At 39.0% G+C, this 21,880-nt stretch carries 15 protein-coding genes and 1 tRNA gene; 8 read left to right on the top strand and 8 right to left on the bottom strand.

Annotation, left to right across the window (positions count from 1 at the left end):
- Positions 1 to 2: 2 nt before the first annotated feature.
- The 3 genes from J1905_RS14815 to J1905_RS14805 all read right to left on the bottom strand — a co-directional run bounded on the left by J1905_RS14815 (position 3) and on the right by J1905_RS14805 (position 4,168).
- Positions 3 to 1,829: a peptide MFS transporter gene (locus J1905_RS14815; protein WP_214228068.1), complete on the bottom strand. Its 1,827-nt coding sequence runs from the start codon at positions 1,827 to 1,829 to the stop codon at positions 3 to 5.
- Positions 1,830 to 2,062: 233 nt separating this feature from the next.
- The gene (locus J1905_RS14810) at positions 2,063 to 2,956 is read right to left on the bottom strand and encodes a hypothetical protein (RefSeq protein ID WP_250318104.1); all 894 of its coding nucleotides are present in this window, start codon (positions 2,954 to 2,956) and stop codon (positions 2,063 to 2,065) included.
- Between the two features lie 33 nt (positions 2,957 to 2,989).
- Positions 2,990 to 4,168, bottom strand: coding sequence for an acetyl-CoA C-acyltransferase (locus tag J1905_RS14805; protein ID WP_214228066.1), 1,179 nt, complete (start codon positions 4,166 to 4,168; stop codon positions 2,990 to 2,992).
- 288 nt (positions 4,169 to 4,456) lie between these two features.
- Here J1905_RS14805 and J1905_RS14800 point away from each other — a divergent pair, with 288 nt between their 5' ends.
- Both J1905_RS14800 and J1905_RS14795 read left to right on the top strand, forming a co-directional pair.
- Positions 4,457 to 6,535, top strand: a complete 2,079-nt coding sequence (locus J1905_RS14800) for an HD family phosphohydrolase (RefSeq protein WP_214228065.1) — start codon at positions 4,457 to 4,459, stop codon at positions 6,533 to 6,535.
- Between the two features lie 65 nt (positions 6,536 to 6,600).
- Positions 6,601 to 6,687 (top strand) — tRNA-Ser (locus tag J1905_RS14795).
- 524 nt (positions 6,688 to 7,211) lie between these two features.
- Here the strand turns inward: J1905_RS14795 and J1905_RS14790 are convergent.
- Together J1905_RS14790 and J1905_RS14785 are read right to left on the bottom strand one after the other, a co-directional pair.
- Entirely contained in the window at positions 7,212 to 9,959 is a 2,748-nt protein-coding gene (locus J1905_RS14790) for a metallophosphoesterase (protein ID WP_214228064.1), read from the bottom strand.
- A 415-nt stretch (positions 9,960 to 10,374) separates the two neighbouring features.
- Complete coding sequence (locus J1905_RS14785; protein ID WP_214228063.1) at positions 10,375 to 11,286, bottom strand: AraC family transcriptional regulator; 912 nt, start codon at positions 11,284 to 11,286, stop codon at positions 10,375 to 10,377.
- A gap of 265 nt (positions 11,287 to 11,551) precedes the next feature.
- On the opposite strand from J1905_RS14785, the gene J1905_RS14780 reads away from it, so the two are divergent.
- From J1905_RS14780 to J1905_RS14765, 4 genes are all read left to right on the top strand, one after another.
- Positions 11,552 to 13,729 (top strand): glucosidase family protein, encoded by a 2,178-nt coding sequence (locus J1905_RS14780; protein WP_214228062.1) that lies wholly within the window; start codon positions 11,552 to 11,554, stop codon positions 13,727 to 13,729.
- Positions 13,730 to 13,768: 39 nt separating this feature from the next.
- Positions 13,769 to 14,752, top strand: a complete 984-nt coding sequence (locus tag J1905_RS14775; protein ID WP_214228060.1) for a phytanoyl-CoA dioxygenase family protein — start codon at positions 13,769 to 13,771, stop codon at positions 14,750 to 14,752.
- Between the two features lie 53 nt (positions 14,753 to 14,805).
- Positions 14,806 to 17,169 (top strand): GH92 family glycosyl hydrolase, encoded by a 2,364-nt coding sequence (locus J1905_RS14770; protein ID WP_214228059.1) that lies wholly within the window; start codon positions 14,806 to 14,808, stop codon positions 17,167 to 17,169.
- Between the two features lie 679 nt (positions 17,170 to 17,848).
- Positions 17,849 to 18,088, top strand: a complete 240-nt coding sequence (locus J1905_RS14765) for a hypothetical protein (RefSeq protein WP_214228058.1) — start codon at positions 17,849 to 17,851, stop codon at positions 18,086 to 18,088.
- A 19-nt stretch (positions 18,089 to 18,107) separates the two neighbouring features.
- Here J1905_RS14765 and J1905_RS14760 read toward each other — a convergent pair whose 3' ends face one another.
- The 3 genes from J1905_RS14760 to J1905_RS14750 all read right to left on the bottom strand — a co-directional run bounded on the left by J1905_RS14760 (position 18,108) and on the right by J1905_RS14750 (position 18,855).
- Positions 18,108 to 18,257, bottom strand: coding sequence for a hypothetical protein (locus J1905_RS14760; RefSeq protein WP_214228057.1), 150 nt, complete (start codon positions 18,255 to 18,257; stop codon positions 18,108 to 18,110).
- Between the two features lie 24 nt (positions 18,258 to 18,281).
- A complete protein-coding gene (locus tag J1905_RS23740; RefSeq protein WP_350027984.1) occupies positions 18,282 to 18,401 on the bottom strand; it encodes an alpha/beta fold hydrolase in 120 nt (39 codons plus the stop codon).
- A 64-nt stretch (positions 18,402 to 18,465) separates the two neighbouring features.
- Entirely contained in the window at positions 18,466 to 18,855 is a 390-nt protein-coding gene (locus tag J1905_RS14750) for a helix-turn-helix domain-containing protein (protein WP_214228055.1), read from the bottom strand.
- 587 nt (positions 18,856 to 19,442) lie between these two features.
- Here J1905_RS14750 and J1905_RS14745 point away from each other — a divergent pair.
- Together J1905_RS14745 and J1905_RS14740 are read left to right on the top strand one after the other, a co-directional pair.
- A complete protein-coding gene (locus tag J1905_RS14745; RefSeq protein ID WP_214228054.1) occupies positions 19,443 to 19,601 on the top strand; it encodes a hypothetical protein in 159 nt (52 codons plus the stop codon).
- 592 nt (positions 19,602 to 20,193) lie between these two features.
- Entirely contained in the window at positions 20,194 to 21,849 is a 1,656-nt protein-coding gene (locus J1905_RS14740) for a glycoside hydrolase family 172 protein (RefSeq protein WP_214228053.1), read from the top strand.
- Positions 21,850 to 21,880 lie beyond the last annotated feature (31 nt).

Raw genomic sequence — 21,880 nt, 5'->3', positions numbered from 1 at the left:
GCTTATCTTACTTCGTGCATTAACTTTTTAATCACTGGAGTTAATAGAATTGATAAAACTCCAATTGCAACAGCAACCCCGGTTATAATTAAGAAGAAATAGCTTATTCCTTTTTCAGCGGCAATTCTATCAGCATTTTCTCCAAGAATACCTGCTACTTTATTTGCGATAGCAATAGCCAAATACCATACTCCAAACATAAAGGCAATCATTCTGGCAGGAACAAGCTTACTTACGTAAGATAAACCTACAGGAGAGATACAAAGCTCAGCCATGGTATGAAATAGGTAAACCATGATTAACCAGAAAATACTTACCGAAGCTGTTTTAGCTCCTGGTATGATGTCTCTTGCTCCAAAAACAAGGAACGCCATTCCTAGTCCTAATAAGATCATTCCTATACCAAACTTCACGTTTGCACTAGGGTTAAATCTGCTTTCCCACCATTTAGAGAACAATGGAGCAAGTGTAATAATGAATAATGAATTAAGTACGCTGAACCAGGAAGCAGGGATTTGGGTAAGGCTTTCTTTAACTTTTTCTATTTTAAGTGAAGCTAAAGTAGAGTCTGATAAGTTCAGGAACCCTGCACCATAAAAATCACGTACCAACATCCAGATGGTAATGATCCAGATGATCACAAAGCTGATGCTTAGGATGATATTAGCTAAACCATACTTTTTGAAAGTTTGCTTAAAAAGTAGTAATAAAACCCATGTAATAATACCTAAAGGGACTACTGCAATTAGAGAGTTGGCAATTAAGAAAATTAAGCTAGAGTTACCTACTAAAATTCTATCTGTGTAATCTCTGGCGAATAGTGTTAATGTACCCGGTGCTTGCTCAAAAACAGCAAAGAATGAAAAGGTTAAGAATGCGAAAAAGGTAACTGCGTATAATTTTTCCTTAGTCACCTTTGAGTATTTTGTTAGCCTGTAAAACAATAAGAATAGAAATAAGCCCAATGCTAATAATATAGTGAAATTGGTTCCTTCTATTCCAAAGATATTGAAATTCAGTAGGTTGCTTTGTCCATGGGATATCTTGGAAATAGGATCATTAATAACCCAGATTAAGCCTAAACCTGAACAAAGCGCAACAACTATTAGTTGCCATAAAGTAAATGGAACTCTGTTGTCAACATCATCTTTATCTATTACGATATCCCTTGTTTTAAGTGGTTTTAAACCGATGTTTCCAAAGATATTCTGAGTGAAATAGAATTGTAATAAGCCAAAAAGCATGAAAACTCCTGCTAATCCAAAACCAATACTCCATCCAACTTTTTCGCCAAGGTAACCGCATAGTAATATTCCAAAAAATGCACCTGCGTTTACTCCCATGTAGAAAATGGTATAAGCACCATCTTTCTTTTCAGGATGATCTTTGTACATTAAAGAGACTATTGAAGTCATGTTTGGTTTGAAAAAACCTGTTCCAAAAACCAATAGACCAAGGCCCAGGTAAATGAAAAATGGCGTTTCTACCGCCATGCAACCGTGACCCAAGGTCATTAATAAAGCCCCAACAATTACAGCCCATCTAAATCCAATTAATTTATCAGCAAAGTAACCGCCAAGCATGGTGGATAAATATACTAAGGCAGTATAAGATCCAAAAAGAGACATTGCATGCTCACGTGGCCAACCCCAGCCCGGATGATCTCCTAAAACAGATGCGGTAAAGAACATGACCAATAGGGCCCGCATACCGTAGTATGAAAATCTCTCCCACATTTCCGTGAAGAATAAAACAAACAGTCCAGCGGGATGCCCCAGTACTTTACTTTCAAAAAAGTTATTTGGCGTATCCAAATTTTTTGTATCCATTTTAGTTTTCTTGTGTATTATTTATAGTAAGTTCAGTTAGTTCACGTGCATTAATTTAAAACTATTTAGGCCTGACATGTGTTTTACATCAGGAATAATGTTTTTTGTCGGAGTTATTAAAGTTGTTAGAAAGCGCTATTCCCAGTTTTTGTAAAAATAAGCATCGCGCAAGATAGGTACATGATGGCAAACTCCCAAATTTTTAATTTACGTCAAAGGTGTATTAAATACACTTAAAGCTTCTTTATGGCCTTAATTTTCTTGTCTTTTGGGTCTGCAAAAAGATCATCCATCGCGTTTGGCTCATTCTTTAATTCTATGTTTTCTACTAATTTTAATCTCCCATTTAATAGTTTATACGCATCAAAACTTAAATCGGATGCGTAATATTCGAAGTTTCCACTCATTTCTTCTGAAATAGGGGCAAGGTGGTCGAATACAATCATATTCACATTCTTGTCCAGTGTTACTGTCATTGTATTTTGTTTGTTGTACTCAAAAACAATTCTGTTTTTAGTGGAGGTGTTTTTGGCCTCTTCAAATACAGACTTGCCAAATACAGGCTGTTGTTCTTTATTGAAAGAAAGCACATCAATTACTTTCTTAGAAGTTTTTGAACTGTTGCCTTTCCATCCAATCAATACATAGTAGGGCGGACGACCGTTCATAATAACAGGGACAATTTCGTAATATCTGGCGCCATACCAGTTTTTATTACTGGAGATCAGATTGGTATCCTTAATGTTGTCAGTGTCATCGATTAGTGGATACATTTTTAACTTCCCATCTTTTGTGGCCATCTGAATGGTACCAAAAAAACGGTAAGATCCATCATCAAGAGGGACAGACCAAGAGAATATCCTGAAAGAATTGTCTGGGGACTTAAGGATCGTTATTTTCTTTAATGAATCGAAGGGATAAAGAAATGAATTCTGAACTTTGAGTGAATTAACCAATGTTTTTATAAAGGCTGCATTTTTAACATAGCGTTCAGAATTGCTGGTTGCATTGAATGTGTCGTCACTAAGTTTGCTTAACGAATCCTGAAATTTACTCATTGCAGGACCATTGTTAAAAGCAAAACTATGCTGAGCCTTAAGCTTTGCCGTGGCACAGCATAGTATCATTATCAGTATTAAAGGTTTTAACCTCTTTCGCATTTATATAATATTTTCTAAAACTATAGCACTAGCACCACCACCACCATTACAAATTCCGGCTACACCTATTTTTCCGTTGTTTTGTGCAAGAACAGAAAGCAGGGTAACTACAATTCTTGCACCCGAAGCACCTAGTGGGTGGCCTAGGGAAACGGCACCACCATTTACATTTACTTTATCTGCTGCTAAACCAAGTTCTTTGTTGTTTGCAAGTGAAACTACAGAAAATGCTTCGTTAATTTCGAAATAATCTACATCGGCAATAGTTTTGCCCGCTCTTTTTAAAGCTAATGGAATAGCTTTAGATGGAGCAGTAGTAAACCATTCTGGTGCCTGCTGTGCATCGGCGTAAGCCAGGATTTTAGCGAGTGGCTTTAATCCAAGTTCTTTTGCCTTATCAGCACTCATTAAAACAAGGGCTGCGGCGCCATCATTAAGAGTAGAAGCGTTAGCAGCGGTAACGGTGCCATCTTTTTTAAATACTGGTTTTAAACCAGGTATTTTATCAAATTTGACAGCAAATGGCTCTTCGTCTTTAGATACAAGAGTGATTTCGCCTTTACGATCTTTTATTTCTACCGGGATTATTTCTGAATCAAACTTGCCTTCAGTTTGAGCTGATTGAGCTCTTTGATAGGAAGTGATTGCAAAAGCATCCTGATCTTCTCGACTAATTCCACATTCTGAAGCACATAATTCGGCAGCAGAGCCCATGTGATAATCATTGTAAACATCCCATAGGCCATCTTTAAGTAGACCATCAGTAATTTGGCCATGCCCCAAACGGTAGCCGGTACGAGCTTTATCCAAATAATATGGAACGTTGCTCATGCTTTCCATTCCTCCGGCAACAATAATGTCAATTTCGCCAAGTGCAATGCTTTGAGCGGCAAGCATAATTGCTTTTGTACCTGATGCACAAACTTTATTGATTGTGGTTGCGGGAAGATCGGGCAGTCCGGCAAATTTAGCTGCCTGTGTTGCAGGTGCCTGACCAATATTGGCCGATAAAACATTGCCCATGTAAACTTCCTGAATATCTGAGGGCTTTAGTCCTGCTTTTTCCACTGCCGCTTTAATAGCTAAGGCGCCTAATTGGGTAGCAGAAAAGCTTGATAATGCACCTCCAAAGCTACCAATTGGAGTTCTGATAGCAGATACAATTACTACTTCTCTCATTTACTGTGTTTTAAGTTAGTTGGAAGCAAAGTTATATAATTACTGTCATTTGGTGGTTAAAACTTACCATTTTTAACATTATTGATCTGTATCATTTTTGTTTATCACATTATAACGTCTATTTCTGCACTTTATAATTTTTCATTTAGTCTAACCTAAGGTTATAAACTTACTTTTTTGCCCCATCTTTTAGTGTAATGTAAAAGCGGATTAAGCCTTAAAGCCAATAAATCAGACATTCAAATGAAAATTAATGTTATTTTTGAATTAAATTCAACATAAATCGCTTTGGCAAAAATCAAAAAGAATTCTCATAGGGTGCTTTACCGTAAGTATTCATCAAATATCAAGTATATCATGATGGTGCTTTCTGTATTGATAATCACTACTTTTTTACCAAAACAACCACGTTTCAGGTACGAATTTGAAAAGGGTGAAATCTGGAAAAATAAAGATCTTATCTCTCCATTTAATTTTGCAATACTAAAAACTAATCCACAGGTAGATACTGATAAAAAGGATGCTTTGAATAATGTATTGCCAATTTATACCATAAACAAGTATCTGATTAATGATGTTGAAGAGGCTTATTTAAATGAGTTTGACGTAAAATGGAGAAGTAATGCGCTTCCTGAAAATGAAAAGGAGATGTACAGGGAATCTTCATTTAAACTCTTGAAATCGATATACGATAAGGGAATCATTGCAATTAATGCAAAACATCAGAAGGGGAGCCAAAATTATGATTTCTCGTTGCTGGATAATAATGTAAGTAGAGCTGTCAGTAGTCAGGATGTATTTACAGTTCAAACTGCGCTTGATTATTTTAAAGACAATTTTCAGTCGGTAAATTTGAAAGTAAAAGAGGCAATTGTCAATCTTGTAGAAGACCATTTACAGCCTAACATTATCTTTAATGAGAAGCTAACTGGTATTGTGCAAGAGAATGCAATTAATAGTCTTTCTACAACCAGAGGGATGGTTCAGAAAGGTGAACTTATAATTGCAAAAAATAATGTAATTGATGACGAAATTTATCAAAAGCTGCAATCATTTAAGGAGATATACGAGGCGCAATCTAAATCAATTGGTGATAGTAGCTTGGTTTACTTTGGGCAGATCTTGCTGGTAGGCTTTAATGTTTGCTTATTAATGGTGTTTTTGCATTTGTTTCGTAAGGATATATTTGCAGATAACCGTCAGCTTTCTCTGATATTACTGGTTACAACAACTATGCTCCTGGCTTTATCATGGGCAATAAAGCTAAATTTGCCTAGTTTATATTACATACCATATTGTATAGTCCCCATTATTATAAGGATACTATTTGATACAAGGCTGGCTTTATACTTGCATTTACTGGTGATCTTGATTGCCGGTTTCTTTGTGCCAAACAGTTTTGAGTTTGTATATTATCAAGTAACCGCAGGTATGGTTGCAATTTATAGTATTCGGAACTTAGTTAAAAGGGAGCAGTTGTTATTGTCGGCATTGTTTATCCTTACTGCCTATTTTATTTCATTTGTTGGTATTGCTTTACTTAGAGAAGGTTCTATTGGCCAGATAGAATGGCTTAATTTTGTTCCGTTTATAGTGAGTGTGTTACTTTCTTTACTTGCTTATCCTTTAATTTATGCTTTTGAGCGACTATTTGGAATTACATCTGATGTGGCATTAATTGAACTTACCAATACTAATAATAAGTTGCTGAGGGAGCTTGCTTTTAAAGCACCAGGTACATTCCAACACTCCTTGCAGGTGGCAAACCTGGCAGAAGCTGCTATATTTAAAATAGGAGGGAACTCGCTACTAGTTCGGGCTGGTGCATTGTACCATGATATTGGTAAAATAGAGAACCCTCAATACTTTATTGAGAATCAAAATACAGGGCTTAGTCCGCATGATAAGCTGCCTTATGAGCAAAGTGCTCAGATCATCATTAAGCACGTGCATAAGGGCATAGAAATTACTCGTAGGCATCAATTGCCGGAAAGTGTAATAGACTTTATCAGAACTCACCATGGTAACACTCGTGTAGATTATTTTTATCAGTCGTTTTTAAAGAATTCTCCTGAGAAATTTGTTGATGAGAATATTTTCCGATATCCTGGGCCAATACCTTTTTCTAAAGAAACTGGTGTTTTAATGTTGGCAGATTCGGTGGAAGCGGCGTCAAGAAGTCTTAAAAATCCGGATGCTCAGAGCATAAATGACCTGGTTGAACGTATAATTGACTATAAACTTGAACAAAATCAACTAGATAATTGCGATATTACATTAAAAGATCTTGAAACTATAAAGTTGATATTCAAGACGATGCTTATGAGTATCTATCATGTTCGCATAGATTATCAACAAACTCTATAAAATTTCTTTTGTAAATATTAATGAATTGCTATATTTGCAACCTCGAAAGGGAGATTTCGAGATACGGAGGGATGCCTGAGTGGCCGAAAGGAACAGTTTGCTAAACTGTCGTACTGGCAACGGTACCGAGGGTTCGAATCCCTCTTCCTCCGCTTAAGGAAATAACCATAATTGGTTATTTCCTTTTTTTATGTCCTTAAAATTCTGATTTTTAAATATTTACATCTGGATTTTAAAAGTTAAAAAGGTGTTCGAGATTTTTCTAACTATTTTTGCATGTGAGTTTCTTTAGTGATAAAATTGTCTAAAATCCATTGGTAGGCAGATCTTAGTGTTCGAATCATTTCTTGGCTTCAAATATCCCGTAGTAATCATTCACTCTGATATCGCTATATGTCCTTGCAATGAGGTAAAGAAAATCCAATATTATTTCAACCTTTTCCTCATTTAAATGAATACCATTGCGTCCTAGTACCTTGATAGCTACCTTTTATGGTTGTTCTTCCCGATCACTAACAATGCCTCAAGCTGTAGTGAAATTCTGGTTCTTCCAATGGAATGTCTGCAAAATATACAATCTGCGGGTCTCCCATAGGTATGGAAGCCCGCAGGTGATGTTTTAAAGTGTTTAAACTGTTAATTCAATAGCTAGTGCACTTTGTAAGGCCGGCAAGGCTTAGTAATAAGCCCAGTGAATTTCATCTTTTTCCTCGCCGCGATAGACCAGGAAGCCTCCCACCGATGTAATGGCCAGTGCCGGGGCACACCTACTGCTGGCGTTAGCTCTGTTACCGCTGCCGTTTACAATCACTTTCACCGTATTGCTGCCAATCCAGCTACCGGTATTATTTGCATCTGTACCATTTAGTGCACACTGGGTAAGGTCGTTATTGGTTGAAGTATAAACCAGCAGAAAGACTCCTGCTGCATACTGAAGTGTGAGACCAATTTTGGTGTCGGGGTTGGTTGTTTCTTCTTTGGCACTGGTCATGAGCTTACCTTTATCTTTCCACTTGATGTTGTTCTCCGTGTCGATGGGAGCAGAAGTCGATGGAGTTCCCACAGCCCATCCTATATCTGTTCCATCCCGCTGATAGGCCATATAGATGTGATACGCATCCGTCGCAAGTGCAGGAGTGTAGGAGGTGCCATAGTTAGTGCCATTGGGAAATAGCTGGCCGAAATCCGTCCAGGTTTTGTCTACTACATCATAATACGCCCAGCCCACATCTTTGTCGCTGGCCCGGCGATACACAATATAGATCCTGCCCTGAAAGAAACATACCGAGGGAGCGGCATCGCCTACCTGGCTGGGCATTTTTCCGATGGAAGTCCAGTTGCCCGGGGTACTGCTGGTCGCCGGCGCGACAATCCCCTGGATGTATTTTTTGTCGTCGAGATAAAAACCATAAACATGGGCGTCTACTGCGATAACGGAAGGAGAATTTCCTGTTTTCAGGCTATTATTGTTGACTTTAACATTCGCAGGGCTACTCCAGGCTGGCACAGATTTGCTGCTTTCCGGACGATAACCGGCGGTATTGGCCGTGCATACTTTCAGGTTACCGCCATCATTATACAGCATGTATAGCATGTCGTTCCAGCTTGTGATTGCAGGGCTTTTATCTGTAGTCACGTTATTCTCGTTGATCACTTGATTTCCGATCCAGCTTGGTTTAAGTGATGTGAAGGAGGTAGTAATTTCTTCTGCCACATCGGTGATTTCCTCGAGTTGCCGATTCTCTGGAACCGAATCCAGTTGTGTCCATGCAGGAAACTGATAGTACCTGGCCTTCATGGCCGAACCGCTTTGATGTAGAATGGCCCCGACATGGTGATACAGGCCGTCCTTATTTTGGTCTACCAACCCTTCGTCCATGTTTGGGGCGAAGGGAACCATTGGGTGGTTGTTGGCATAAGGATCATCCTTGCCTAATGTGGCTTCATAGCTGCTGCTGCCCAACAAACGGCCTTTGTTCAGCCCCCACAGCCCATCGAGGTACAATGCAAAACTATGCTCGTGGCCCCAGTACCATGCTGCGATCTTATTGGTGAAGTAGTAACTGAAGTTTTTATCCAGCCAGGTATTCAGGTATACCGGATTGTTGTGGTTAATCTTGGCCTGGCGTGTGAATAACTGGTGATGTGACAACATAATCGTTTTACCATTGAAGTGATCCAATTTGTCCTTCAGCCAGCTCAACTCTTCATTGTTCAATGTTGGCTGGAAGGGACCGACAAAGTCATCATAGGTGTTTTGGGCCAGATGAGAGAGCCATTGAACCCAGCCCCAGTCAGGCAGATAGCTATTAAACCAATCCTTGGCTAAATCTCCAAGGCCTTCCAGTGCCGCCAGCAGTCCGTTCCCGTCGGCCTGACCAGTATCCATTCCCAGGAACTGCCATCTGTTATCTTTAGTTCGCAGGCAAAAGAAGCTGCACTGCTGAGAAAGCTGAGCAGCGTCGATGTTGGGCACATTTTTATTCAGTGTATCCAGCAATTGAAAATAACCGTAACCGTAGGAATAGTATTCGTGGTTACCTGGCAAGGTAAAGATTGGGGGGGTGGGATTAAATTTACTGTCATTGATATCCGCCTGTAATTGTTTCCCTACATTGACGAATACATTATGGAAGTAATCCTGGCATTCATACGGAAGACCGCAATAATAGATATCTCCCAAGTGAAGAAATACGACCGTTCCGTCTGAACTTTTCTGGTAGGCTTTTTTCCAGATGGCATACAGAAATTGATGTGCGTCGTCTAGTGCAGTACCCCAGTCTCCAAGGATGACAATCTGCGCTTCTGGAGGGATCGTCCAGGGGATCGCTTGGTAGTTCGGGTAAGCTTTTGCGTTACGATATTGAAGGGTATAGCCATATTTAGGAATGGTGTCCCAAAAGTCATTAATCTCCTGTTTTTGCGCGGTACTGAGTGGCAGCAGGTTGATCAGATAATTCAGGAAGCTCCGCTCTGTCGTACTTAGCCCGGTTAGCCCGACCAATCCCACCCATACGATCACGCACAATGCAAAACCTGCAAGGTCATCGGAGCTGAAATCGGCATTATTATTTGTCTTGTTATAGTCCTCCAGTAAGGCAATGTAGCTTTCATACATCACACTGCCTGTAGTGTAAAAGGCAGCAGCGGTTAGGGCAAAATTGAAAAAGGTCTGGGATAGATAAGCCATTTGAGCAACCTTCAAATCCTGATCTGTTTCCGCCGGGGAGGGTGTCGCGGGTGGTTTGGATACCTGCAGTTTCTGTTTCAGTTGGTTCAGGTGTGCATAGGCTCCCTGCATCATTGGCAGTTGACGGATCTGCTGAATGTTCAGTTCGGGATGTTTTCCACGCAGGTAGTTCTCTACCGCTGAAGCCCACATCGCGGCCAGTGGGTTTCTGGGATTTTGAAATCTTGAATTCATAAGGGATGATTTTAGATTTGGTTATATATTTATTGATTTGTTTAATCTGACATAAGCGAATGAATTTGATTAACTTGAAATTATTAGCATAAACTTTCAGCTGAAAGTGATTGAAACTAAGTTAATTAAATGTTTTTTATTACCTTGGTTTGTGCTTGTAAAAAAAATGTTAGCTTCGAGCATCTGGCTATTTGCCATTAAATAGATGGCGAAGAACAACAGTGAAAATGGTATTGTCTGGGAATGGTTAGTGTAATTACTTTTTTTGGAAATTGAAAAGCAGCGAGGAAAAATAGACGATGGAAGCTTTTTACTCATTTATGTGGGGATTCCGTGCTTGTTGATAACATTAAGTGCCATTGAAGTACTAATAATTACCTTCATGAAACTGGTCTAATTGGAACTGAATTTCCAGTTAAATGTTTGAATCAATAACAATTAAATTCTCTGAATTAACCAAAGGTAAAATGGGATTGAAAGAATAATTCTTCCTGAATTGTTTTGGTGAGAACTTAACTAAAGAATTAAATTGTTTATTAAAATTAGATAAACTGCTGTAACCGCTTTCATATGCAATTTCAGCTATGGATTTGTCGGTTTCAATTAGCAGTCGTTTTGCATTACCAATCCTTGTTTCGTTTATAAATTGGGTAAAATTTTTTTTTGTTCTTTTTTTGAAATAATGGCAAAAATTAGAGATACTCATATTTAACAAGTTTGCTACATCTGATATTTCAAATGAATTACTGATATTATCGTAAACATAATTGTATACTTTATTCAGCCTTGTACAGTCAATTTCATTCAGATTCGGTTTGAAACCCGAACTGGATAAATAATACACATCCGATTTTGCAAAAATATTAAGTATTTCAAGTAAGAGCATAGTTTTTTCAAAGGTATCCAGATGGACTATTCTCATTAACTTCTCCTGAATTAATGCTTTTATTGCCGGATCTTTTAAACATATTCCTTTATTACTGTTGCTGATTAATTTGTCTATATGATCTGCTCCAGCTGATTTGAAAAAAAATTCGCCAAGGAAGGACTTATTAAATTGAACTACAATTGCCTGTGAATAACGATCTGTAGGGTTATTGCCATTGCACCAAAAATGAGGGATATTTTCTCCTATCAAGACAAGATCTCCAGGTTCAAAATCCTCAATACTATCACCAACAAATCGTTTTCCAAAACCTTCTAATATTAATGTGAGTTCGATCTCCGGATGATAATGTAAAGGAAAAGAAAATATTTTCTCTTCAAGCCATTTGGTGAAAATCGGTTCGCCCGGGGTGGAAGTTATCTTTTCAAAATAAACTGGCATTTTGTAATTAATGGTTTTTATAAACTTATCCTTTTTTGACGTGAAAATCAATCTATTGTCACTATAAATTCAATAGAGTGTTAGTAATTGATAAATTAGAGTCTTAAATATTTTTTACTAAGAAATACTTTTGCTTAAGCAGGTGCTAGTTTTCAGGTCGCAATTACCAATACAATGTAAACTAATACCAGTCAGATATCAAATATAATTCACTATTGAAGAACGTCAAAACTCTTAACTAGTGACAGAGAGATAATAAGTAGCTATGAAGAAAATCAAAGCAATTTTATTGCTGGTGTTGTTGCCTGTAATGGTACTTGCACAAAACCGTGAAAATAATAATCATTTATCTTCGCAAAAAACAATCAATACCTTGGCTATTCCTTCACTCGACGAATTGTCGGGTCAATGGATAGAGGTAAATACACTTCGTAGCTTCCCTACAGTCATGAATTTTGTGGGCGGGGTCCAGGCCTCACAAAACCTTACTGCTTTTCAGAACCTGACAGTTCCCCCATATGCTCAGGGTGGTCTGTCCGGTGAATTGCTGTTGGATGGGATGCCTTTAAACGCTACACTTTCACAATGGCATCCATGTCAGGTGCTTAGAAAAGCTACCGTAAATAGCGTGGAATTGGAATCAACCATGCGTATGCCATTTGAACAGCAGGGAGTATTGATCCGCTTGAGGATGCATAACCATTCCAAAAAAGCCCAGGTGCTAAACCTTTCTATGAAAGGTTCCGGTAAAAATCGTTTGTATGCTTCAGAGAAATGGGCTACATGGGGTAATTATCGCCCATCAGACAGTAATTTTGTAGCTTCCGTTAACAAGGAGGGAAAAACGCTCTTAATTAAAGATAATTCATCACCTGCGGTAACAGTTTATTCCTTCAATCCAAGACCAGATGAATTGATAGCGGCAGAAGGAAAAGGTAATACCAGCTGGATAATAACGCTTGCACCAGGAAAGAGTCAAGTCATTGAATTGGCTTATGCCATAGGCAAAGATGTCCCATCAGTAACAGCTACGGCCAGAAAGTGGACGGAAAACTTTGATGCAGAATTTGGCGCTGCCAAATCGAAATGGGAGTCCCGTTGGCAGATGTCATTTAAACCCGGCAGTAAGTTTTTCTCAGGGCATTATCCAATATTGATAACTGATGACCTCAAAATTCGTCGGGTCTATTATGAAAGTGCACTTGTACCTTTGCTCATGTGCAGAATTAACCTTCCCTATAGTAATCGGAGTTTTGTTACGGCAGGACCAACCTGGGCAAATACATTGGTTTACTTCTGGGATGCTGCGATGTGGCCGAATACCTGGGCTAGCCTGGAACCAAAGGAAATGAAGGAGCAACTGTCAAAATGGTTTTTGCAGGACACGCGTAACTGCTATGCCGTGGATTACCTGTCCGGTAAGGGCTCCGGTCCTTGGTATGCAGCCAACGATTGGGCAATCTTTAGCAGTTTGGATGCCTACTTGGGGGTAACCGGTGATACCTCTTTTCTGAAGAAAATAGTGAATGGCAAAACAATGCTCCAACATTTGGACGATATGGCTACGTTCTATGAAAGAAGGCCATTGACTAAAGAAAGTTTGCTTGCCAATTATGGTGGACCAGCGAATTTGCTGGAATGCTCACCAAGCTATATACAGGGAGTTTCCTCATTTAATGCGGCTAGTGTTTACATGCTCAGGAGAACTGCCAGCTATTATGAAAAATTAGGGAACTTTAATCGGGCAAAGGAACTTCGGTCCAAAGCAGAGAAGCTGCTGCCATTTGTATTGGCACTTTATGAACCGGGAGAAGGAGTTTGGAACGCAATGGATACCACCGGGAAGAAAGTACCCATCCGCCATTGTTTTGATTACATAACTGTAGGGCAGGCACTTGAAGGGGATTTGTCACCTAAGATCAAATCTGAGATGAACCATTTTGTGGAAACTGAACTCCTGACTAAAACATGGATGCGGGCGATGTCTTTCAAAGACCCTGCTGCGGAAAAATCTGACCGTCCCGATCATGGGCCATTGGGAAGTTATGATGCATGGCCTGCCTTGACCATGGATGTCATGTGTCGATTTGGGGATTTTGATAAAGCGCTTGCCTTTCTTAGGGCATCTGAGGCAGTTACGCATGAAGGCCCGTATGCCCAGGCTCACGAGTTCGTTGGCGCTGAAAGCAGAGGTAATGATCCCGTTGTTAGGACAGCAAGCCGTGGGGGGCAAGACGCCAATGAAGTTTGCGGAACAGCATTTGCAGAAGTGATTATTCGTTCGTTTTTTGGCTTTCGTCCGGATCTTTCAGCAGATAAACCAACTTTGTTATCTCCGAACGTACCCCGTGGATTTAATGGGAAACTGCAGCATGTTTCCTGGCAGGGAAAGTTATACACCATCGTCAGTGATGTAAAAGGTGTACATATCACAAAAGAATAACTGTAGGGAATTACAAGCTTAAACCTAAAGCCAATAAGTATGAACAATATAAACACTAAATCAACTATTGATTTTTCGGATTATAGTAATCCGATAAGCAGCATGTTTGAACAGCCAAAAACGGCTGAAGACTGGGAGCAATACATGTTAACTGAGGAGCAGGTTGCTGCTTTTGAAAGAGATGGATTTGTTAGTGGAATTAAGATTCTTACCACAGAACAAGTAGATCTGCTAAATGAGGAACTTTTAGTGCTCCAGTCGTTGGATGAAGAAAAAAAGAAGTTATTTTATCATTATGAAAGCAATGAATCAGAAGATCCTGAAAAGGTACTTTTTCATGCAATAGGTGCATGGCGTATAACTCCAGGTTTTCATGACTTATTATGGTCACCTGCCTATCGTATGGCTGCTTATCAATTGTTGGGCCAGTCATTTAGGATTTTCCATGATCAGTTGTTTTGCAAACCAGCTAAACATGGTGGGGTAGTAGCCTGGCATCAGGATTTTTCTTATTGGACATTTACAAAACCAATGCATCATCTCACTTGCTGGATAGGTTTGGATAATGCGAGTATAAAAAATGGTTGTTTATATTTTGTTCCAGGAAGCCATAAGTGGGGCTTGCTCCCAATCTCCGGTTTAACTGGTAGTATGGATGCTGTTAGAGAAATATTAACTGAGGAGCAATTAGAGGCTTTTGAGAAAAGATTACCTAATGAATTACCAAAAGGTTATGCTAGTTTTCATCATCCTCTTATGATGCATGGATCTTATGAAAATTATTCAGATCAACCTAGAAGGGCAGTGGTAATTAACGCAATGAGTTCATTTACTATGGGCAATACAAAAGATTATTCAAGACTAGATGCATTAAAAAGTTTCCCTGATATGCCTCATGATAAGATACTTGATGGTAATTGTTTTCCATTGTTATTTGATGGTGATAAAGAGTTGGAGGGATTAGGAAAGAGAATCCCTAAAGTTAACTATAAAGAGCTTTATAATTCAGGGAGCAATACTTAAAACCTTAGGTTTGATTGGTGTAGTAGTGCTGTTTTTGAATAATTTTCGTAATTATGATCAACTTTAGATATATACTTTTATTAAGCGGATGTCTCATCTGCACATGTTTATCCTCGTTTTCGCAAGAGAGGCCGGTGGATTTAGCAAATCCTCTGATCGATACATATCATTCTCGATTTGACTACTTTATTTCGGCGACACATCCTTTTGGTATGGTTGCATTAAGTCCTGATACGAAACATGGTAATCTTTGGGATGCAGGTTATCGTTACGGAGATGAGTATATTCTCAATTTCTCCCACGTTCATAATGCACAAACTGCAGGTATTCCAATCATGCCAATTGTTGGAGAATGTAGAGGGAATAAGGGCTTAGATGCTCATAAATCGCTATTTAGCCACGAGAAGGAAATTGTTAAATTAGGATATCATAAAGTATTTCTAGAGGAATATGGGATCACGGCGGAACTTACCGCTACCAATCGGGTAGGTATGCACCGGTATTCGTTTCCACAGTCATCGGATGCTCACATCCTACTTGATTTAGGCGCTCCTTTGGGGCCTGTAAAAATGTCTTATTCATTCACAAAAAAAATAAATGATTATGAGTTGGAAGGATATTCGATTATGGCACCTACACTGAGAAGGAAAAAGCCCTTTATCGTTTATTTCGTTGCAAAATTTGATAAACCATTTGCTCATTTCTCAGGTTGGAAAAAAACTGACCCTAAGAAGGAAGCTATTATGGTTGAAGCTGAAGCCAACATTGTAGAAGGAGAGGGTAGCGGTGTATTTGTTACTTACAAAGATATGCAGAAGGGGGAGCAGATTCTTACCAAAGTAGCTATTTCTTATGTTAGTACTCAACATGCGCGCATGAATATGAAAGCAGAGTTAGGCCATTGGAACTTTGAACAAGTTGTTGCTCAAGCACAGAACGCTTGGAATGACTATTTGGGAAGAATCGAGGTAACAGGAGGCACTCACAAGCAACAGGTGAAGCTTTACACGGATCTGATGCATACTGCATCGAAGCGAATTGCAAGTGATGTTGACGGTTCTTATACTGACTGGACAGGCCCTCAACCTGTTATTCGCCAGCTGCCGCTTGATCAGGAAGGGAAACCCACAAGACCCTTTTTGGATGGAGACGGGCTTTGGGGAACGCAGTGGAATTTAAATATTTTATGGTCTCTTGTTTATCCTGAATATGGAAACTGGATGGCTGAAACATTTCTGGATTACTATAGGAACGCAGGCACAATGGCACGTACCTCATGGGGAGGCAATTATGCGTACGTAATGGTTGGCGATCATGCCACACCGCTTCTTGCTGCATTGACTTCTACAGGAAGGGCTACGTTCGATTTACAGTTAGCGTATGCTGCCGCAAGGAAGAATGCATTTGTAGGGGGAATACGCGATCGTGCTGGTTATGAATATGGCTCTTTTCCGGCTGGGGGTGGTATGGATTGGTATATCGACCTGGGCTATGTCCCGGTTGAGATTAAAGACCGGGGTGATGGTTTTCATAGAGGGGGCACATCAATGACATTAGAATATGCTTATCAGGATTGGTGTCTTGCATCAATGGCTGAATTAATGGGAAATAGTGCAGATGCTAAGTTGTTTAAAGCCAGAGCCACGAATTGGAAAAATGTTTTTGACCCAAAAGTAGGTTGGGCACGCCAACGTCATATTTCGGGTGAATGGATGGAAGGGTTTTCTCCCATAGTGCTTAAAGGAAGTAAATTTAATTCACCAGGGTTTATCGAAGGTAATTCTGCTATCTATTCCTATTATGTACCACAAGACATGAATGGTTTGATTACAGCGATGGGGGGAAATAAGTCATTTGTTGCGAAACTTGACTCTAATTTTTTGAAAACACAACCCGATCGATTTGTGACTCCACATGGTGAACACGCGGCCGTATGGATAGACTATGAGAATCAGCCGTCCTGCCATTTAGCTCACCTTTTTAGCCATGCTAAAGCGCCCTGGAAAACACAGTATTGGGTAAGGCAAGTTAAGGAGTTATCATTTGGGGGAACTGATCCCTACAGCGGGTATAACGGTGATGAAGATCAAGGGCAAATGGGAGCACTGGGAGTCTTAATGGCTGTGGGTTTATTTGATATTCAAGGGGCTGTTGGCAAAGATCCGAAATTGGAAATCACAAGCCCTGTATTCGACAGTATTAAGCTACGATTCCCAGCTCGTGATGAGGCCAAGAAAATGAAGACATTTGATATTGTCGTTCAGAAATCAAATCCTGATGATATCTATATCCAACAGACCAAATTGAATGGTGAAAAATGGAATAGTTTCGAATTTCCGATAGAAAAATTTTTTAGCGGAGGTTATCTCGAAATTGAATTAGGACCGAAACCCAATAAGCATTGGGGTATTAAATAATGTAATCATTTGGCCTTTTTAAAAGCTTATTCAAAGTCAGGTATATATTGATCTTGTTGAAATTTAAAAACCTGGAGATACTGGATTGATTATCTCATTTTATTCTCTGAAAAATTGACCACTCACTAAGTGCCTTTGAAGTACTAACAATTCCGATTATTCTATATATTGTACTACTTTACAAAGCTGGTCTAATTGGAACAGAATCGAATGATCTCTGTTAGCGGAACTTCCGACCGACATAAAAAGTATTTATGATCTAATGATCTTTTATTTTTCCTTGTAAACCTCTCTAATGATGGCTAAAATCACTTCTAGGTGTTCTAATGGCCCCCCCGGATACCCCGCAGAACCGGAAAAGTGATTGTTTTTAGATCACCTTTCCGGTTTTATTGTATATAGCCGAAAATGAATATGTTGTGTTTGTTTTTGAGTTTATCATAATGGAAGTGCTAAAAATTGCTCACTTAACCCATTTAATCATCTGAAAATATTTTCATGTTTAAATAGTTGTATAACATTTTGTTATGGGGTTCTGCGCGGCAAGTATAAATGAGGCCGAAATATTGAAATACTGAAAACTGTAAGATAGAAAACAGGTTTCTTTAAAGGTCTTATGCGTATATAACTTTACAAGACAGTATAATTTAATGTGGGTTTAATCATGTAATTTTATGGCATGCAATTCTCTGTATATGTCATTTACGAGCTGTTGATTAGAGCCCAGGAATTTGATCCTGGAATTGGTGATTACCAGTCTTATAAAAAGATAAACGGAGGTATTTCTGTGATCACAACAGGAGGTTCTTTGGATATCCCAACATACCTTTTGGATAAGCAGTTCAATAATCCTGCCCTGGTTAGTCAGGATGATATCCTTGGTCTTTTGGGAACCTATAAATCAAAGCATCACTTTTAAAGAAATCTTGAACGATCACTTAGCGGTTGTACAAGGTGTGTTGAATTTCAGATGTAATACTTTTTCCTTCAGTTGCGATTAATCCATAAGCCGGTTTATCTCTCCAGGCGGCATGATTAATAGGGGTAGTAAAACCTTTGGCATAGAAAGCGCCCTGTGAAGCATACATGAAATCAGCTTCTCCATTGTCAGGCTAGAAAGCAGCGATATAGACCAGGGCGGTTATTTTAGGATGATTACCTGCTTCTGTAATTACCGCGCCTCCCCAGGAATGTCCTACCAGAATTGCAGGCCCGTCTTGTTTATTTAACACAACTTTTGTTGTGTTTACATCATCCTCTAGAGAAGTCTTTATCAGTGTAAATGGGCGCTTGATCTTAAGCAGACTTCATCGGTTTAATTTGTTTAGGACTAATTTTATGTAAGTGGTTAACGGCTGCATTATATTCCTCTAGTAAGATGATATATTTTTGCATCCAGTAAGTAACAATCTCTTGATTATTATCCTGTTCAATAGTCGCAGGATTTAGAGGGCTATGTCCGATGTCGGACGATCCCCTCTTATTAAATTCATCTCGAAATTCCTCAGAAAAATCATGATCTATGGCCTTTCCTATTGCTCGGATGACTTCAATAGGGAGCTGCTTTTGTTTAAACCAGCTGTACAACGTACTGCGGTTTACCTCCATTCGACGTGATAATTTACTTATATTAATATTTTTACGTCGAATAACTAGTTCAACTATCTCACCAGTGTTTGCTTTCATGTCAAATAAGATTAATAGCCTCAAGTTATCCATAGGAGATTAAGTAGCTTATTGTTTATCGTTAAATTTATGTGAATAATGTCTTAGCTTAAATCATCTAATTGTCGAGTTCGTTTATTTGATGTTTTAGTACATTTTCTAGTTCTGGGATGCTATGAATGGGGGAATACCATTTTCCCTACTTTACGGCTGCTTATTGATTTGGGCATAGGCTTGTTGTTTTTTGAGATCTGACATCATTCCCACTTTATCTCTCTGCTTCCGATAAGAATAGACTTTGTAGCGAAATGCATAAAATTGAGCTCTATGAACAGTATCCGACCCTTTTTCAAAGGGTAACTAAATCGATGATTGCGGCTTATCTTGGGGTGTCAAGAGAAACATTGAGTAGGTTCAATATGCAAAAACAGAAGTAATCTACAATTGGAGCTTAAAGACGGGTGTGTTGTAAACGAACTAGTAATCAATTCATTAGGTTTGGTTGTTTTATTTGTTCTGTATTTTATTTCGTAACTTTAAGTTCATATAGACTTGTTACCTTTACAATAGAAACAAAACTATTTGGCTCCATTTATCCGTTTTTTATTATGGAAATTAACTACACCATTGCAGTTCCAGTATTCATAGCTTTTGTGGTATTCATCATTTTCCTGATCCGAAAGAATAACAAGGATAAGAAAAAAATGGAAAAGGAAATGATCGATTCGGAGATCAAGCCAGAAAAGCATAAGTCGGACCATGCATAAACTGATTATTGGATAACATACTATCCGAATTGCATCCGGGGAATTGGCTAAAACTGCCACAATACCATTTTGGGGGGTAACGATTCCTATATCTATGCCTGGATACTGACCATTCCTGCGACGGGATTACTTGCTGCGTTGATACACTACATTTTTTTTAACACAAACAGTATCGTAAGTGCAATAGATGTCACAAAAATCTGAACGAGATTTTCTCTGTAGACGTAAAATAATTTCCGTATAAAAGATTGATGTTTTGCTTAGATACATTTTTTTTGTAAAAACAGTTTTTGTGGTAATACAACAATAATGGCGAAATGGTCATTTTTTTTTAAAGAAATAAAAAAAATAATTACTTTAATCGTTTAAAGTAATTATCATTGTTTGTCAGGAAGGAAAATCTGGAAGCAGAATTAATTATTGAACATTCCTCCAAAGAGTAATTTTTTTTAGTTTGTACTTTAAACGATTAAAATAAAGGCTTGATTCGTGTAATTATAAAGAGTGATTAAGATGACCATCTCCTTTACCTTCTATAGACAAAAGGAAAAGTAATCAGCCTGCAGAAAATAAAAATAATAACCACATATAAATGAACAGTTTTATAAAAAGAAGATTCAAACAGCCTATAGCTAATGTGCTTAAGGTCAAAATTCCTGCCCTTATTTTAATACTTGTAATGGGTTTAGATTCTTATGCTCAAATGGGGGTTAAACCACATCAAGAGGTTACACTCGCTACACTTTTAGAGGAGATGACCTCTGTTGAAAGCGATGTAGTTTTTCCTGAGCCCTATTATACCTCCAAACTGCAGACCAGTTACGACAGACGTTCCGTGCTTCCAGGTACCTCGTCATGGCATGCCAATGATGACGGAGCGGGTTTTATCAGATATGAGGCTAATCAAGGGCGAGTTGAAAAAGTACTTTTTGATCAGTTAGGGCCAGGTGTGTTGACGCGTATAATTACTACGGGTAAGGCCGTTGGTACAAATTTGAGATTATATTTTGACGATGAACCGGAAGCGCGGATAGTTATTCCTGCTTATGACATCGCTCGTTTTCCTGTACAGGTACCAGCAGGATTGCTATATAAACACGAACATTATGCAACCACCCAGGGAAGTTCATTTTATTACCCTATACCCTATAGCAAAAGGTGTAAGATTACGGTAGATGACCTTAACCGTCCTCATTACTTCCATGCAAACTATAGGACATACGCTCCGGGAACCCCCGTGAAAACGTTTACCATTGAGGATGCAAGTGAGCTCCAATCGAAGGTCGATAAAATCTCCACGACGCTATTGAATCCGACGGCCTACTCCATGGGTGCAACAAGTATTTCAAAAAAAATGACCAAAGGCTCAGTCGTGAAGCTGAAGCTTCCAGATGGTGCAAAGGCCATCCGTACCTTGAGTTTTAAAATCAATGGATTCAGACCCGAAGATTATGGCCAGCTGATGCGCGGTTTAATTGTCAAGGCTACATTTGATGGAACAGAAACTGTAAGGGCGCCGCTAAGTGATTTTTCGGGCGCAGGGATGGGTGCCCCAAAGGTGGACAGCTGGTATTTAACTGCTGACGGAAAGGGTAACGTGACCATGCGATTCACAATGCCATATCAAAAATCTGCAACTATAGCGCTTGAAAACATTTCCGAGTATGATGCCAAAGTTAGCCTTTCGGCAAATGTCAGTGATTGGAAATGGAAAGAAAACACCCTTTACTTTCATGCAGCATGGCGCCAGGAAAATAAACTGGAGACGAATAAAGGATTGGATTATAACAATGCCAGCCTTGTTGGAAGAGGTATTTTTAAAGGGGACTTGTTGTCTCTTTATAATTACAGCAAACGCTGGTACGGCGAAGGTGATGAACATATCTGGGTAGACGACGAAAAGTTTCCTTCACATTTCGGTTGCGGGACTGAGGATTACTACAATACTACTTTTGCTCCCATACATGTATACTTTTTACCATTCGGTGGTGCACCGCGAGAAGATGATGAAGCGTCTCGAGGATACAATACCTTTCTAAGAACAAGAAATCTGGATGTCATACCATTTAAAAAGAATTTAAAGCTTGAATTTGAACTTATCAGCTGGGATGGTGGGGTCGTTGATTATTCCTCTACGGTATATTGGTACGGAGACCTTGATTCCAAATCGCTAAACCCCTCACAAGATCGGGATGCTCTGTATGTTTTGCCACCTCCAATCTATACAAATACGCCAAACAAAAACTGATCTACACTGAGAAATAGTAGACTCAATGATT

The organism is Pedobacter sp. B4-66, from assembly GCF_018492665.1.
Classification (GTDB): Bacteria; Bacteroidota; Bacteroidia; order Sphingobacteriales; family Sphingobacteriaceae; genus Pedobacter.
Note: the sequence above shows the minus strand (reverse complement) of the source record. Positions and strands in the feature narration are given on the sequence as shown.

What these genes read in the sequence shown, in the direction of transcription:
- J1905_RS14815 (WP_214228068.1), bottom strand. Translation starts at nt 1,829, where the DNA reads ATGGATACAAAAAATTTGGATACGCCAAATAACTTTTTTGAAAGTAAA.
- J1905_RS14750 (WP_214228055.1), bottom strand. Translation starts at nt 18,855, where the DNA reads ATGAAAGCAAACACTGGTGAGATAGTTGAACTAGTTATTCGACGTAAA.
- J1905_RS14790 (WP_214228064.1), bottom strand. Translation starts at nt 9,959, where the DNA reads ATGAATTCAAGATTTCAAAATCCCAGAAACCCACTGGCCGCGATGTGG.
- J1905_RS14765 (WP_214228058.1), top strand. Translation starts at nt 17,849, where the DNA reads ATGCAATTCTCTGTATATGTCATTTACGAGCTGTTGATTAGAGCCCAG.
- J1905_RS14810 (WP_250318104.1), bottom strand. Translation starts at nt 2,956, where the DNA reads ATGATACTATGCTGTGCCACGGCAAAGCTTAAGGCTCAGCATAGTTTT.
- J1905_RS14760 (WP_214228057.1), bottom strand. Translation starts at nt 18,257, where the DNA reads ATGTATGCTTCACAGGGCGCTTTCTATGCCAAAGGTTTTACTACCCCT.
- J1905_RS14780 (WP_214228062.1), top strand. Translation starts at nt 11,552, where the DNA reads ATGAAGAAAATCAAAGCAATTTTATTGCTGGTGTTGTTGCCTGTAATG.
- J1905_RS14745 (WP_214228054.1), top strand. Translation starts at nt 19,443, where the DNA reads ATGGAAATTAACTACACCATTGCAGTTCCAGTATTCATAGCTTTTGTG.
- J1905_RS14805 (WP_214228066.1), bottom strand. Translation starts at nt 4,168, where the DNA reads ATGAGAGAAGTAGTAATTGTATCTGCTATCAGAACTCCAATTGGTAGC.
- J1905_RS14785 (WP_214228063.1), bottom strand. Translation starts at nt 11,286, where the DNA reads ATGCCAGTTTATTTTGAAAAGATAACTTCCACCCCGGGCGAACCGATT.
- J1905_RS14740 (WP_214228053.1), top strand. Translation starts at nt 20,194, where the DNA reads ATGAACAGTTTTATAAAAAGAAGATTCAAACAGCCTATAGCTAATGTG.
- J1905_RS14775 (WP_214228060.1), top strand. Translation starts at nt 13,769, where the DNA reads ATGAACAATATAAACACTAAATCAACTATTGATTTTTCGGATTATAGT.
- J1905_RS14770 (WP_214228059.1), top strand. Translation starts at nt 14,806, where the DNA reads ATGATCAACTTTAGATATATACTTTTATTAAGCGGATGTCTCATCTGC.